Origin of the sequence: Pseudomonas sp. LG1D9 (assembly GCF_002949995.1) — a bacterium.
GTDB lineage: Bacteria > Pseudomonadota > Gammaproteobacteria > Pseudomonadales > Pseudomonadaceae > Aquipseudomonas > Aquipseudomonas proteolytica.
Window position 1 is genome coordinate 3,769,553 of sequence record NZ_CP026881.1, and the last position, 14,530, is coordinate 3,784,082.

At 62.0% G+C, this 14,530-nt stretch carries 12 protein-coding genes; 10 read left to right on the forward strand and 2 right to left on the reverse strand.

The window, feature by feature from the left end; genetic code table 11:
* The first annotated feature begins 38 nt into the window (after positions 1-38).
* Positions 39-494, forward strand: a complete 456-nt coding sequence (locus C5F71_RS17670; RefSeq protein WP_104911624.1) for a flavodoxin — start codon at positions 39-41, stop codon at positions 492-494.
* On the opposite strand, the gene C5F71_RS17675 is transcribed toward C5F71_RS17670, so the two are convergent.
* Positions 475-1,371, reverse strand: a complete 897-nt coding sequence (locus tag C5F71_RS17675) for a LysR family transcriptional regulator (RefSeq protein ID WP_104911625.1) — start codon at positions 1,369-1,371, stop codon at positions 475-477. The genes C5F71_RS17670 and C5F71_RS17675 overlap by 20 nt on opposite strands.
* Before the next feature lie 92 nt (positions 1,372-1,463).
* Between C5F71_RS17675 and C5F71_RS17680 the strand changes: the two genes are divergently transcribed.
* The 8 genes from C5F71_RS17680 to C5F71_RS17715 all read left to right on the forward strand — a co-directional run bounded on the left by C5F71_RS17680 (position 1,464) and on the right by C5F71_RS17715 (position 11,997).
* The gene (locus tag C5F71_RS17680) at positions 1,464-1,856 is read left to right on the forward strand and encodes a CidA/LrgA family protein (protein WP_104911626.1); all 393 of its coding nucleotides are present in this window, start codon (positions 1,464-1,466) and stop codon (positions 1,854-1,856) included.
* Positions 1,846-2,532, forward strand: a complete 687-nt coding sequence (locus C5F71_RS17685) for an LrgB family protein (RefSeq protein ID WP_029295559.1) — start codon at positions 1,846-1,848, stop codon at positions 2,530-2,532. Before C5F71_RS17680 ends, C5F71_RS17685 begins: the two co-directional genes overlap by 11 nt.
* A gap of 151 nt (positions 2,533-2,683) precedes the next feature.
* The gene (locus C5F71_RS17690) at positions 2,684-3,466 is read left to right on the forward strand and encodes a class II aldolase/adducin family protein (RefSeq protein WP_029295558.1); all 783 of its coding nucleotides are present in this window, start codon (positions 2,684-2,686) and stop codon (positions 3,464-3,466) included.
* Complete coding sequence (locus C5F71_RS17695) at positions 3,466-4,410, forward strand: alpha/beta fold hydrolase (protein ID WP_050492893.1); 945 nt, start codon at positions 3,466-3,468, stop codon at positions 4,408-4,410. The genes C5F71_RS17690 and C5F71_RS17695 overlap by 1 nt, the downstream gene beginning before the upstream one ends.
* Before the next feature lie 181 nt (positions 4,411-4,591).
* A complete protein-coding gene (locus C5F71_RS17700; protein WP_029295554.1) occupies positions 4,592-5,503 on the forward strand; it encodes an SDR family oxidoreductase in 912 nt (303 codons plus the stop codon).
* A gap of 585 nt (positions 5,504-6,088) precedes the next feature.
* On the forward strand, positions 6,089-7,879 hold the full coding sequence (locus tag C5F71_RS17705) for a DUF1302 domain-containing protein (protein ID WP_029295552.1): 1,791 nt from the start codon (positions 6,089-6,091) through the stop codon (positions 7,877-7,879).
* 30 nt (positions 7,880-7,909) lie between these two features.
* A complete protein-coding gene (locus C5F71_RS17710; RefSeq protein WP_029295549.1) occupies positions 7,910-9,277 on the forward strand; it encodes a DUF1329 domain-containing protein in 1,368 nt (455 codons plus the stop codon).
* Between the two features lie 179 nt (positions 9,278-9,456).
* Positions 9,457-11,997 (forward strand): LuxR C-terminal-related transcriptional regulator, encoded by a 2,541-nt coding sequence (locus tag C5F71_RS17715; protein WP_104911627.1) that lies wholly within the window; start codon positions 9,457-9,459, stop codon positions 11,995-11,997.
* Between the two features lie 339 nt (positions 11,998-12,336).
* Here C5F71_RS17715 and C5F71_RS17720 read toward each other — a convergent pair whose 3' ends face one another.
* Positions 12,337-13,125, reverse strand: a complete 789-nt coding sequence (locus C5F71_RS17720; RefSeq protein WP_070996823.1) for an IclR family transcriptional regulator — start codon at positions 13,123-13,125, stop codon at positions 12,337-12,339.
* Between the two features lie 119 nt (positions 13,126-13,244).
* On the opposite strand from C5F71_RS17720, the gene hmgA reads away from it, so the two are divergent.
* On the forward strand, positions 13,245-14,528 hold the full coding sequence (gene hmgA / locus C5F71_RS17725; RefSeq protein WP_104911628.1) for a homogentisate 1,2-dioxygenase: 1,284 nt from the start codon (positions 13,245-13,247) through the stop codon (positions 14,526-14,528).
* Positions 14,529-14,530: the final 2 nt, after the last annotated feature.

The following is a 14,530-nucleotide window of genomic DNA, read 5'->3' on the forward strand; positions in this document are numbered from 1 at the left end:
AATATCCCAGGTTTTCACTCAACTACAGGATCAGATTGATGAAAGTCGCCATCCTTTCCGGCTCGGTCTATGGCACGGCCGAAGAAGTTGCCCGCCACGCCATGGGTCTCCTCAACGCAGCCGGGTTCGAGGCCTGGCATAACCCGCGGGCGACCCTGGCCGATGTGCAGGCCTTCGCCCCGGACGCCTTTCTGGCCGTAACCTCCACCACCGGCATGGGCGAATTGCCAGACAACCTGATGCCGCTGTATTCGACAATCCGCGATCAACTGCCCGCCGCCTGGCGCGGTTTGCCAGGTGCGGTGATCGGCCTGGGTGATGCCAGCTATGGCGACACATTCTGTGGCGGCGGGGAGCAGATGCGCGAGCTGTTCGGCGAGTTGGGCGTACGCGAAGTGCTGCCGATGCTGCGCCTGGATGCCAGCGAAAGCGTCACCCCGGAAGCCGATGCTGAGCCATGGCTGGCAGAGCTGGTCACGGCGCTGCGCGGCTGATCGGGTACTCACGTAGTAACGCCAGCCAGGCCAGGGCGGCTTTCGACAGATAGGCGCCCTGGCGCCAGATAAAAGCGATGTCCCAGCGTAGGAATTCGGGCGCCCTGAGTGTCAGGCGCACTACACCAGGGCGCTCCAGGCCGCGCGCGACCACACTGGGCAGCAGCACCACGCCCTGGCCGGCAGCCACCAGTGCCACGAGAAAATCCGCCTGGCCGCTGCGCCCGCTTTCCCGGGGTGTGAAGCCCACTTGCTGGCAAGCCTGGAGCAGCCGGTCATTGAGCACAAAGCTGCGCTGATACATCAAAAACGGCGTGTCGGCCAATTCCTCCAAGCCAATCTGCCCACGCTGCGCCAGCGGGTGGTCCACGGGCAGCAGCGCATCCAGTGGTTCATCACAGAAGGCTTGCCAGGCAAACGCCGGATCGGTGGGTAACAAGCTGCCGCCTACGTCCAGCTCCCCGGCGAGGATCGCCTGCTCGATATTGCGACTGCCGCCCTCAAGCAATTGGATGCTGACATTGGGATAGCGTCGCCGATATTCGGCAAACAACTCGGCAAACAGTGTGTCGCCCCCCAGTTGCGGCAGGCCCATGCGCAACTCGCCACGGGTCAACTGATTCAAGTCGTCCAACTCGCTCAACAATTCGGTTTGCAGGCGCAGCATCGCCTCGGCCCGTTGCAGCACCACATGCCCGGCGGCGGTCAGGCGCACCTGCGAGCCAATGCGGTCGAGCAGCGGCGTACCCAGGCTTTGCTCCAGTTGCGCCACTTGCTTGCTCACCGCGGACTGGCTGATATGCAGGGTTCTCCCGGCCTGGGTAAAACCGCCACGTTGAACCACTTCGATAAAACTGCGCAGCTGTTTGAATTCCATTACGGTAATTCCAGATTGGAATGGCTTGCAGTCTAACAATTCGCTTTGGGGATGCCAGGGGGCTCTTTAACATGGGGGCCTGCGAGGAACCCATGTCTACTAAACGTTTCACCTTCAAATATGTGTGCCGGTTGCTGGTTGAGTTGCTGGTATTGCTGGCGATTTACCTGCTGGGTTGCCAAGTAGCCCTGTGGCTGGCCTGGCCGATTCCAGGCGGGGTCATTGGCCTGGGCCTGCTGTTGCTGGTGTTCGCCAGTGGCCTGATCAAGCCCGCAGCCCTGCAATTGGGCGCTGGTATGTTGATGGCGGAAATGCTGCTGTTCTTTATCCCGGCGTTGATGAGCCTGCTCGATTACGGTGGGCTGATGCGCCATGACGGTTGGCGCATCATGTTGGTGATCGCCCTTAGCACCCTGATGGTGATGTTGGTCACGGCATTTACCGTTGAACTCGTCTGCCGCTGGAAGCTGCGCGATGAAGCTTGAACTGATGCCACTGTTCTGGCTGGCCCTGACCCTTGTGGCCTACGGGTTCAGCCGCTGGATCTACCGGCGCACCGGGCGTTACCTGCTATCGCCGCTGATCCTGGTGCCCGCGCTGCTGTTGGCGGTGGCCGTGCCGCTGAACACCGCCTATGCCGAGTACGCCACCGACACCCATTGGCTGATGCTGGTGCTGGGACCGGTGACGGTGGCGTTCGCCATCCCGATCTGGCAGCAGCGCCAGTTATTGATGCGCCACTGGTCGGCATTGCTGCTGGGCATGCTGGCGGGTAGCGCGGCGTCCATCGGGACTTCTTTCGGCTTGGCCAAGGCGTTGGCCTTGGATAGTTCGGTCACCCTGTCATTGGTGCCGCGCTCGATCACCACGCCCTTTGCCATGCCCCTGGCCCACGACCTGGGCGGCGTGCCGGAACTCACGGCGGTATTCGTGATGTTCACCGGCGTGTTCGGCGCCCTGCTTGGCGGGGTGCTGCTCAAGTGGCTGCCGCTGCGCAGTGCCCTGGCGCGGGGCGCGTTGTTTGGCGTGGGCGCCCACGGTGCTGGCGTCAGTCGTGCCCATGAAGTAGGTGGCGAAGAGGGCTCGGTGGCGGGCTTGGTGATGGTGCTTACGGGCTTGCTCAACCTGTTCGCCGCACCTTTATTGGCGTCGCTTCTCTGACACCACGTTGTACGAATCCGAACTATCCTCACGGTTGACTCGCTCGGTCATCAAGCTGGCTGCCAACGCAACTACGGCGTGCCCGAGGTCTGACTAGACTGGCCCTTCAGTCTAAAAATAATAAAAACACCACAGCGTCGAGGTCATTGCCGTGAGCCTAGCCCCCGTTCAATCGACACAGAGTGTTAAAGACCAGGTCAGCGCTGCCGAATGGCAGGCCCGCATAGACTTGGCCGCGTGCTATCGCCTGGTGGCCATGCATGGTTGGGATGATCTGATTTTCACCCACATCTCGGCCAAGGTACCCGGCACTGAAGACTTCCTGATCAACCCCTTCGGGCTGATGTTCCACGAGATCACCGCCTCCAGTCTGGTCAAGGTCGACCAGGCCGGTAACAAACTGATGGACAGCCCCTACGAGATCAACCCGGCGGGCTACACCATTCACAGCGCGGTACACGAAGTACGTCACGACGTGGTCTGCGTGCTGCACACCCATACCGCAGCCGGCGTGGCGGTGTCGGCGCAGAAGCAGGGCGTGCTGCCCATCAGCCAGCAGTCGCTGTTCGTGCTGTCGAGCCTGGCCTATCACGCCTACGAAGGCGTCGCGCTGAACCACGAGGAAAAGGCCCGCCTGCAAGCCGACCTGGGGCCGAACAATTTTCTGATGCTGCACAACCATGGCCTGCTGACCTGCGGGGCGACCATCGCCGATACCTTCCTGATGATGTTCACCTTCCAGCGCGCCTGCGATATCCAGGTACTGGCGCAAAACGGCGGGGCCGAATTGATCGCCATCGAGCCGCAGATTCTGGCGGGGGCCAAGGCGATGATCGCTGGCGTAACCAAAAGCGCCCAAGGCATGGGTGGTGCATTGGCCTGGCCGGCGCTGTTGCGCAAACTCGATACACAAGACCCTGGATACCGACTCTAATGCCACTGGCCGAGATTCCGCTGCGTGCCTGGCGCAAACGCGGGCAGAGTTTTGTTTTTCGCGGGCAGACCATCCGTTACTGGGTGGCCGGCCAGGGCGAGCCATTGTTGCTGATCCACGGCTTCCCCAGCGCCAGTTGGGACTGGCATTACCTCTGGCAGCCCCTGGCCCAGCGCAACCTGGTGATTGCCTGCGACATGCTCGGGTTTGGCGACTCGGCCAAGCCCCTGGACCACACCTATTGCCTGCTGGAGCAGGCTGATCTGCAACAGGCCCTGCTGGCCCATCTGCGCGTGCAGCAGCCGGTGCATATCATGGCCCATGACTACGGCGACAGCGTGGCCCAGGAACTGCTCGCCCGGCACTACGAGGGCAGCTTCCAACTGGCCAGTTGTGTCTTTCTCAATGGCGGGCTCTTCCCCGAGACCCACCGCGCGGCGCTGGTGCAAAAACTATTGCTCAGCCCCTTGGGTTGGATGATCGGCCGTGCATTCGGGCGCAACGCCCTGGCTGACAGTTTCAAGCAGATCTTCGGCCCCGGCACCCGCCCCAGCGAAAGCGCTCTGGATGACTTCTGGAGCCTGATCGAAAACAACGACGGCCCACGGATCCTGCACAAACTCATCGCCTACATCCCCCAGCGCCGTCAACAACGCGAGCGCTGGGTGGCGGCCATGCAACGCGGCGAAGTACCGTTGCGGGTTATCGATGGCGAGGTAGACCCGATTTCCGGCGGGCATATGGTCGCGCGCTACCGCGAGCTGATAGCGGATGCCGACACGGTATTGCTGGCCAATATCGGCCACTACCCGCAGGTGGAGGCGCCGGTCCAGGTGCTCAAGCATTACCTGGCGTTTCGCGAGGGCATTGAAAGCAACCAGGATCGCCTGTGGGAACTGGCTTATGCAGGAGCGGGCTTGCCTGCGATGCGGGTACCTCGGTAAGTCAGTTGCACCGAGGTGATGCAATCGCAGGCAAGCCAGCTCCCACACAAGCCAGCTTCTACACGAGCCGATCATCCCCGTACCTTATTGCGCACCATTCACCCCCGCCCGTATTTATTGTGACCACAAGCTCCGTGCCTGACACTCAACCCATCGTCCACTGTCTTCGCTGGAGTTCCCTATGAGTGAGTCTGTGCAGTTCCAAGATAAAGTCGTGATCGTCACCGGGGCCGGTGGTGGCTTGGGTCGTGCCCATGCGCTGCTGTTCGCCAGGCACGGGGCCAAGGTACTGGTCAACGACCTTGGCGGCTCGACTCAGGGCGAAGGCGCCAACGCCTCGGCCGCCGACCGCGTAGTGGCCGAGATCCGCGAGGCCGGGGGCATTGCCGAGGCCAACCATGATTCGGTGACCGACGGCGAAAAGATTGTGCAACACGCCCTCGATGTATTTGGCCGCATCGACGTGGTGGTGAACAACGCCGGGATCCTGCGCGACAAGACCTTTCATAAAATGGAGGACGGCGACTGGGACCTGGTTTACCGCGTGCACGTCGAAGGTGCCTACAAAGTCACCCGCGCTGCCTGGCCGCATATGCGCGAGCAAGGTTATGGCCGGGTAATTTTCACCGCGTCGACGTCGGGCATCTACGGCAACTTCGGCCAGTCCAACTACGGCATGGCCAAGCTCGGCCTGTATGGCCTGACCCGCACCCTGGCGTTGGAAGGGCGCAAGAACAACATCCTGGTCAATGCCATCGCGCCCACGGGCGGTACGCGCATGACCGAAGGCCTGATCCCGCCACAGGTGTTCGAGCGCCTCAAGCCCGAGTTGGTCAGCCCGCTGGTGGTGTACCTGGGCAGCGAGGCGTGCCAGGAAACTTCCGGGCTGTTCGAAGTGGGCGGCGGCTGGATCGGCAAGACCCGTTGGGAGCGCAGCCTGGGCGTGGGCTTTGATCCCGAGGCCGGCTTCTCGCCAGAGGATGTGGCGGCGCACTGGCAGCAGATCTGCGACTTTGAAGGGGCGGCCCATCCCAAGGACAACATCGAAGCCCTGAAAGAGATGATGGACAACCTGCAGAAATACAGCCTCTGATCGTTACCTGAAAAACATTCAATCCTGCGGGGCGCTGATGGCGCCCCGCTTTGTTTCAGGCATAAAAAAGGCCGCTGCATACGCAGCGGCCGAAGTAAGACGTTGGATCAAGGAGCTACAAATCAACGTCAGTGAACACGGGTAACAGACTGAAAATTCGCTTCAATCTGTTGAAGACTGGCTTCCAGGAAACGGATGGTTTGTTCTGAAGGCCCGGTAAGAATAGTCCCTTGTAGCGGAATGAAAAATACTGATTCAGGACAAGGACTATTACCAAAACAACAACAGTGACTACCCCCTGTAGGAGCGAGCTTGCTCGCGAAAAACGTGAACGATGACGCGTTTTGTCTGGTTTAACGCGGCGTACTCACGTTCTTCGCGAGCAAGCTCGCTCCTACAGGGGGCGTGGGGTTATCCATTCTCTTGATAACCCTTCATCCACTACGTCGATAGCCCCGCCAATACCCGCGCTAGAGCCTGCGCTAATCCTTTCGAGCGACAAAACGAATACCTCCTTGGTGCGCTTATCGCTCCTGATGGCGGGCAGTAGGGTGGGGCCTTCTGTCACACCACCGGGGAAGACGCATGACAAAAACAACAATGCGCGCCATCTTCAGGCCACAGGCGCTGGCCGCTGCGGTTGCTTTGGGTTGCTGCGTTCAGGCGCAGGCTGTTTCATTCAACATCGGCGAGATCGAGGGGCAATTCGATTCGTCGCTGTCGGTAGGTGCCAGCTGGGGCATGCGCGATGCCGACCGCAAGCTGGTGGGCACGGTCAATGGCGGCAGTGGCCAGGCCTCCACTGGGGATGACGGGCGCTTGAACTTCAAGAAAGGCGAGACCTTCTCGAAAATCTTCAAGGGCCTGCACGACCTGGAGCTCAAGTACGGCGATACCGGTGTGTTTGTGCGGGGCAAATACTGGTACGACTTCGAACTCAAGGACGAAGACCGCGAGTTCAAGCCCATCAGCGACCACAACCGCAAGGAAGGCTCCAAATCCAGCGGGGCGCAGATCCTCGATGCCTTCGTCTATCACAACTACTCCCTGTGGGATTTGCCGGGCACCGTGCGCGCCGGTAAACAGGTGGTCAGCTGGGGCGAAAGTACCTTCATCGGCAACTCCATCAACAGCATCAACCCTATCGACGTCTCGGCCTTCCGCCGGCCCGGCGCCGAGATCAAGGAAGGCCTGATTCCGGTGAACATGCTGTTCGCCTCCCAGGGCCTGACCAACCAACTGACCGTGGAAGGCTTCTACCAACTGGAGTGGGACCAGACGGTGCTGGACAACTGCGGCACCTTCTTTGGTGGCGACGTGGCGGCCGATGGCTGCACCGACAACTACACCGTCGGCAGCCCGGCGATCCGCCCGCTGCAACCGGTGGCCGCCGCGTTCGGCCAGGGGTTTGGCGTGACCGATGAAGGGGTGATCGTGCGCCGCGCCGCCGACCGTGATGCACGGGATTCCGGGCAGTTCGGCATGGCGTTGCGCTGGCTCGGCGATGACACCGAGTACGGCCTGTACTTCATGAATTACCACAGCCGCACGCCGACCGTGGGCACGCTCACGGCCAACACTAACCTTGCGACCATCGGCAATATCATCAATACCGCCAACGGCATTGCCCCCGGCAGTGGCGCCGGCCTGGCGCAGAGCGTGATGCTCGGCCGCGGCCAGTACTACCTGGATTACCCGGAAGACATCCGCCTGTACGGCGCCAGCTTTTCCACCACCTTGCCCACCGGCACGGCCTGGACCGGGGAAATCAGCTACCGTCCCAACGCGCCAGTGCAACTCAACACCACAGACCTGACCCTGGCCCTGGTCAACCCGATTGCCGGTAACACCGTGTCACCCATTCGCAGCTCATTCGGTGCCGACAACACCGGCTACCGGCGCAAGGAAATCACCCAGTTCCAAACCACCATGACCCAGTTCTTCGACCAGGTGCTGGGCGCCGAACGCCTGACTGTAGTGGGCGAGGCGGCCATCGTGCGGGTGGGCGGGCTGGAGAACAAAACCAAGCTGCGCTACGGCCGCGATTCGGTCTACGGCCAGTACGGCTTTGGTGGTGATACCGACGGCTTCGTCACGGCGACGTCCTGGGGTTATCGCGCCAGGGCCATTCTTGATTACAACAACGTGATCGCCGGGATCAACCTCAAGCCCAACCTGTCCTGGTCCCATGACGTCAAGGGCTATGGCCCCAACGGCCTGTTCAACGAGGGGGCCAAGGCGCTCAGCGTCGGGGTCGATGCGGACTATCGCAACACCTACACCGCGAGCTTGAGCTACACCGACTTTTTTGGCGGTGACTACAACACCCTGACCGACCGTGACTTCCTCGCCCTCAGCTTTGGCGTGAACTTCTGATTCGGCTAAAAAAGAACAAGGACAATAACCATGCGTAAGATGATTTTGCAGTGCGGCGTACTGGCCCTCAGCCTGTTGGCCGCCAACGTGATGGCTGCCGTGTCAGCGGAAGAAGCCGCCAAGCTTGGGACCACCTTGACTCCGGTCGGCGCGCAAATGGCCGGTAATGCCGATGGCTCGATCCCGGCCTGGACCGGTGGCATCCCGAAAAACGCCGGTGCAGTCGACAGCAAGGGCTTTTTGGCCGACCCGTTCGCCAATGAAAAACCGCTGTTTGTGATCACCGCCGCCACGGTCGACAAGTACAAGGACAAGCTGTCGGATGGCCAGGTGGCGATGTTCAAACGTTACCCCGAGACTTACAAAATCCCGGTCTACACCACCCACCGCACGGTCAACCTGCCCGACGATATCTACGAGTCGATCAAGCGCAGCGCACTCAACGTCAAGTCGATCAACGACGGCAACGGCCTGGAGAACTTCACCGGCAACCGTTACTACGCCTTCCCGATCCCGAAGACTGGCGTCGAGGTGTTGTGGAACCACATCACCCGTTACCACGGCGGCAACCTGCGGCGCATCATTACCCAGGCCACACCGCAGACCAACGGCAGCTACACGCCGATCCGCTTTGAAGAAGAAGTGGCGGTGCCGCAACTGATCCCCGACATGGACCCGGCCAAGGGCGCCAACGTGCTGACGTTCTTCAAACAGTCGGTCACCGCCCCCGCGCGCCTGGCGGGCAACGTGCTGCTGGTACACGAAACCCTCGACCAGGTGAAGGAACCGCGCCTGGCGTGGATCTACAACGCCGGCCAACGCCGCGTACGCCGCGCACCGCAAGTGGCCTACGACGGGCCGGGCACCGCGTCCGACGGCCTGCGTACCTCGGATAACTTCGACATGTTCTCCGGTGCGCCAGATCGCTACGACTGGAAGCTGGTGGGCAAGAAGGAAATGTACATTCCCTACAACGCCTACAAGCTCGACTCGCCTTCGCTCAAGTACGACGACATCATCAAGGCCGGGCATATCAACCAGGACCTGACCCGCTACGAACTGCACCGGGTCTGGGAGGTGGTTGGCACCGTCAAGCCGAGCGAGCGGCACATCTACGCCAAGCGCCATATGTACATCGATGAAGACAGCTGGCAGGTGGCGCTGGTGGATCATTACGACGGTCGTGGCCAACTGTGGCGCGTTGCCGAAGGTCACGCGCAGTTCTACTACAACCACCAGACCCCGGCCTACACCGTCGAGACCCTGTACGACATCATCGCCGGGCGCTACATCGCCCTGGGCATGAAGAACGAGGAGAAGAGCAGTTTCGTGTTCGGCTTCAATGCCAAGGCGGCGGACTACACCCCTTCGGCCCTGCGCGCCTCGGGCGTCCGCTGATCCAAGGTTGTAGACCCAATCATTGTGGGAGCTGGCTTACCTTTGATCGTGCCGGGCTTGTTTTGAAGCCCGGCTTTTTTATGCCCGGCAATCAGCCCGCTGAATACTTCTTCAACAACGCCCATCGAGGGGACTACGGTAGGCCGCACGCCGCATAAAAATAAAAAAGGGACGCTGTAATGACCGCCATGACCCGTCGCCTGGATCGTCCTGGATTCATGCCACGTTTGTCTTCCCACCATTTGCTGCGCCGCCGCCTGGCCGACCCGTTGCTAGGGACGCAGGCGCGGGTAAGGTTGCTGTGCGCGCCGGCCGGCAGCGGCAAGAGCGCCTTGTTGGCTGAATGCGCCCAGCAGGCACCGGCGAGCTGCCAGGTGTATTGGTTGGCGCTCAACGGTACGGCATTGGACCCTCATGCTCTGTGCCAGCGCCTGGCACAAAGCCTGGGCCTGGCGTTTGTCGATGAAGCCAGCTTGTTGCTGGACCTGAGCCGCTGGCAAACGCCAGCCTGGCTGTTTCTCGATGACTATTGCCGGGTGGCGGCGCCCGCATTGGATGCTTTGCTCGATCGGCTGCTGGCCTCGAGTAGCCCGGCCTTGACCTGGTGGCTGGGCGCGCGACGTCGGCCGGCGTGCAATTGGCCGCGGTTGCTGCTCGATGATGAGCTGTGGGAATGGGGCGGCACCGAGTTGGCGTTCGATCAGCGCGAGGTCCAGCAACTGCTCGATCACCACGCCGCTGCCGGGCAGTCTGCCGACAAAGTCCTGCAATTTTCTGCGGGCTGGTGCGCAGGCGTGCGTATCGCCCTGCTCGAAGGCGACAACCATCCCGACAGCGGCGCCTGGCATGGGCGTTCGCAAACCTTGCTCGATTACCTGCAACACGAGCTGTTCAGCACGTTGCCCGAAGAATTGGAGGAGGCCTGGCGCGTCCTGGCACATCTGCCGCGTTTCAACCCGGGACTGTGCGAGCACTTGTTCGGGTTTGGCGATGGCGCCGGCTACCTGCGCGACCTTCAGGCCCTGGGTGCGTTCATCGAGCCCTGGGACGATTCGCCAGACTGGCTGCAGGTCTTCCCGCCCCTGGCCCAGTTGCTGCGCGACGAACCGTGGCCGGCCCGGCGCTCCTGGCATCGGCGCGCCTGCCAATGGTTCACCGCGGCCCAGGACTGGCAGGCGGCGTTTGAGCAGGCGCTGTTGGCTGAGGAATACGAAGTGGCGGTCAGCCTGTTGGAGCACTTCAGTTTTGAAGACTTGTTCCGCCAGCAAAACGCCGTGCTGTTGTTGCGTCTGCATGAGCAACATGGCGACGAGTTGATGCTCGGCTCGGCGCAACTGGTGGGGCTGGTCACCGCCGCCTTGCTGTTTGCCGGGCGTTTCGACCAGGCCGCGCAATGTATCGACCAACTGGCGCGCTTCACCCCGCAACCTACGGCCGCCCTGCAACGGCATCTGCTGGCGCGCTGGCAGGCGCAGTGGGGGTGGTTGTTGCATCTTGGGGGGGACGCGGTACCTGCGCGCGGGCATTTTCTGGAGGCGTTGAATGACTTGCCGGACAGCGCCTGGACATCGCGGTTAATGTGCTTGTCGGGCCTGACCCAGCAAGCGTTGCTGCGCGGCGAACTGGACGTGGCCCAGGCCCTCAACCGTGAGGCGTTGTGCCTGGCGCGGGCCAACGGTTCGTTGCTGTTGGAGGCGGTGCTGGAACTTGACCATGCGCAGCTGCTGGAACAGCGAGGCGCACCGTACCGGGCCCAGAGCCTGTTGGAAGGTGTGCAGGCGATGCTGGTGCAGCAGCGCCTCAAGGCGGGGCCATTGATGGGCCGGATAGCCTTGCGCCGTGGCCACCTGGCCTTGCGCCAGGGGCATGATGCGTTGGCCACCGAGTGCCTCGAAGCCGGCCTGGGCATGTGCTTGCACAGCCAGGACAAGCGTGTGCTCTATGGTTTCCTTGGGATGGCGATGCTGGCGGCCAATCGTGGTGATTACGCCCAGGCGTTTATCCAGCTACGTGACGCCGAACGCCTGATGCAACGCCGGCACGTGCCCGACACGGTGTACCGGGCGGTGTTGCTCTTGCTCAGCGGGCATTTCTGGTTACAGCAGGGGCGGGCCGAGCTGACCCAGGAAGCGGTCAGCCGGGTGCTGCGCCACTATCACGGCCCCCAGGCCAAACAGGCACCGCCGGCAACCCTGGAACTGATCCCCCGGCTGGAATACCTGTTGGTGCTGGCCCAAGTCAAACTGCGCCAGGCCGAGCAGCCCATCCAGCGGCTCACAGCCTTGCTCGACACTGCCCGCGAGCGCGGCATGCAATGCCTGGAGGTGGAACTGCACTTGGTGTTGGGCGAGGTGGCCTGGCAACTGGGCGAGCGAGCGAACGCGGTGCGCTCGCTGCAAACCGGGCTGGCCCTGGCGGCGCGCTGCCAGGTGCAGCAGGCGGTGCGTGAACTGCGCCTGCGCCAGCCGGGGTTGCTCTGTGAGTTGGGGCTTGAACCTCAAGAGGCGGTGGCGGCACCTGGAGAAAACCCCCTGAGCCAGCGCGAATTGGAGGTGCTGCAACTGATTGCGCTGGGCAACTCCAACCTGGAAATTGCCGATCTGTTGTTTATCTCGCTGCACACCGTAAAGACCCATGCCCGGCGGATCCACAGCAAGCTGGGGGTGGAGCGCCGCACCCAGGCGGTGGCCAAGGCCAAGACCCTGGGCCTGATGGCCTGATTTTCAAGCAACGCAGCTCAGCATGCAGGAGCAGGCAAGCCAGCTCTTATCAAAAATAAAATAAATTGTTGATTTTAAAGGATTAAATTTTTTACTTAAGTGACTGTTTTTTGTGGCGAGCGGGCTTGTCGGAACGCCGCATCGCCCGCGCTGGGGCGCGTAGCGCCCCTAATAAAGGACGAATGCGGTGTACCAGATACTGCGCAGAGACTGGTTTTGGGGCTGCTGCGCAGCCCAGCGCGGGGCAAGCCCGCTCGCCACAGGGAATCCAGTTTGATGCGCGACAGCGCTAAGTCGAAGAGGTAGTGGGGGCTCCCACATTTACCCGCGTGCGTGCAGTCAGGGCTGATACCCCATCCGCCAACTCACCGCCTGGCTCGCCGCAAGCAATTGCCTGGCCGCCGGCCCATCTTCATCGGCATGGAACAACGAGGTCGGCCCCACCACGGTCATCACCGCCACCACCTGCCCCATCGCGTTGAACACCGGCGCCGACAGCGCATCGACTCCCGGCATCAGCAAGCCATGCACAAAGTGCAGGCCACGCTGGCGAATCTGCTCACAGGCCTGCCTATACGCCTGGTCATCCGCCAGCGCATGGGCGGTACCGGCCTCGATCTCCTGCGCGCGCAGGTCTACGGTTTCGCGCTCTGGCAAGAAGGCGCTGAACACCAGCCCGGTTGAGGAACTGAGCAGCGGCAGCACCGACCCCAGTTGCGTCACCACCGTGACCGCGCGTACAGCCGGTTCGATATGCACCACGGTCGCGCCGTGGTTGCCCCACACCGCGAGAAAGCAGGTTTCATTCAACTCATCGCGCAACTGCGCCAGGGGCAGGGTGGCGACTTTCAGTACATCCATGCTGCCCAGCGCCGCCAGCCCCACGCGCAGGGCCTCGCGACCCAGGCCGTAATGGTTGGTGGCGGTGTTCTGCTCGGCAAAGCCCGAGGCAATCAGGGCCTGCAAGTAGCGGTGGACCTTGCTGGCGGGCATCTGCACATGTTCGGCCAGGCGCGACAGGGAGGTGGCCGGCGACAGTTCGGCCAGGGCCTTGAGGATGTCGGTGCCGACTTCGGCCGAGCGGACTTTCTGTTTACCGGTGTCGCGGGGGGCGGGCGGCTTTTCCATGGAGAACGTGTGTCCCAAAGACGAATGGCGGTCTTTATAGCTTGACGGTCGATACGGAGCAAATTACGTTATGCGTAACTGGATTACGATAAAAACAACTTCCTTACTGAGGACGATCCATGACCCTCGATTATCAATCGGGCTTTGGCAATGAATTCGCCAGCGAAGCCTTGCCAGGTGCACTGCCGGTCGGCCAGAACTCCCCGCAAAAAGCGCCCTACGGGCTGTACACCGAGCTGTTCTCCGGCACCGCCTTCACTATGGTGCGCAGCGAAGCCCGGCGCACCTGGATGTATCGCATCCAGCCGTCGGCCAATCACCCGGCATTCATCAAACTGGAACGGCAACTGGCCGGTGGCCCGCTGGGTGAGGTCACGCCTAACCGCCTGCGTTGGAACCCGTTGGATGTTCCCGCAGAACCCACCGACTTTATCGATGGGCTGGTGGCCATGGTGGCCAACTCCGGCGCCGAAAAGCCCTCAGGCATCAGCATCTATCATTACCGCGCCAACCGCTCCATGGAGCGCGTGTTCTTTAACGCCGATGGCGAACTGTTGATCGTTCCCGAGCAAGGCCGCCTGCGCATCGCCACCGAGTTGGGCGTGTTGGAGGTCGAGCCGCTGGAAATCGTCGTGCTGCCTCGGGGCCTGAAATTTCGCATCGAACTGCTGGATGCCCAGGCGCGCGGCTACGTTGCCGAAAACCACGGAGCACCGCTGCGCCTGCCGGACCTGGGGCCGATCGGCAGCAATGGCCTGGCCAACCCGCGGGACTTCCTGACCCCGGTCGCCCACTACGAAGACCTGTCCCAACCCACGCCCCTGGTGCAGAAGTTCCTCGGCGAGCTGTGGGGCTGCACCCTGGACCACTCACCGCTGAACGTGGTGGCCTGGCACGGCAACAACGTGCCGTACAAATACGACCTGCGCCGCTTCAACACCATCGGTACGGTGAGTTTCGATCACCCGGACCCGTCGATCTTTACCGTGTTGACCTCGCCCACCAGCGTCCATGGCCTGGCCAACCTCGACTTCGTGATCTTCCCGCCGCGCTGGATGGTGGCCGAGAACACCTTCCGGCCACCGTGGTTCCACCGCAACCTGATGAACGAATACATGGGCCTGATCCAGGGTGCCTACGATGCCAAGGCCGAAGGCTTCCTGCCGGGCGGCGCGTCGCTGCACAGCTGCATGAGCGCCCACGGCCCGGATGGTGAGACCTGCACCAAGGCCATCGCCGTGGACCTTGCGCCGCACAAGATCGATAACACCATGGCCTTCATGTTCGAGACCAGCCAGGTGCTGCGCCCGACCCGGTTCGCCCTGGACTGCCCGCAACTGCAAAACACTTACGACGCTTGCTGGGCCACGTTGCCGGCAACCTTCAACCCGAATCGGAGATAAAC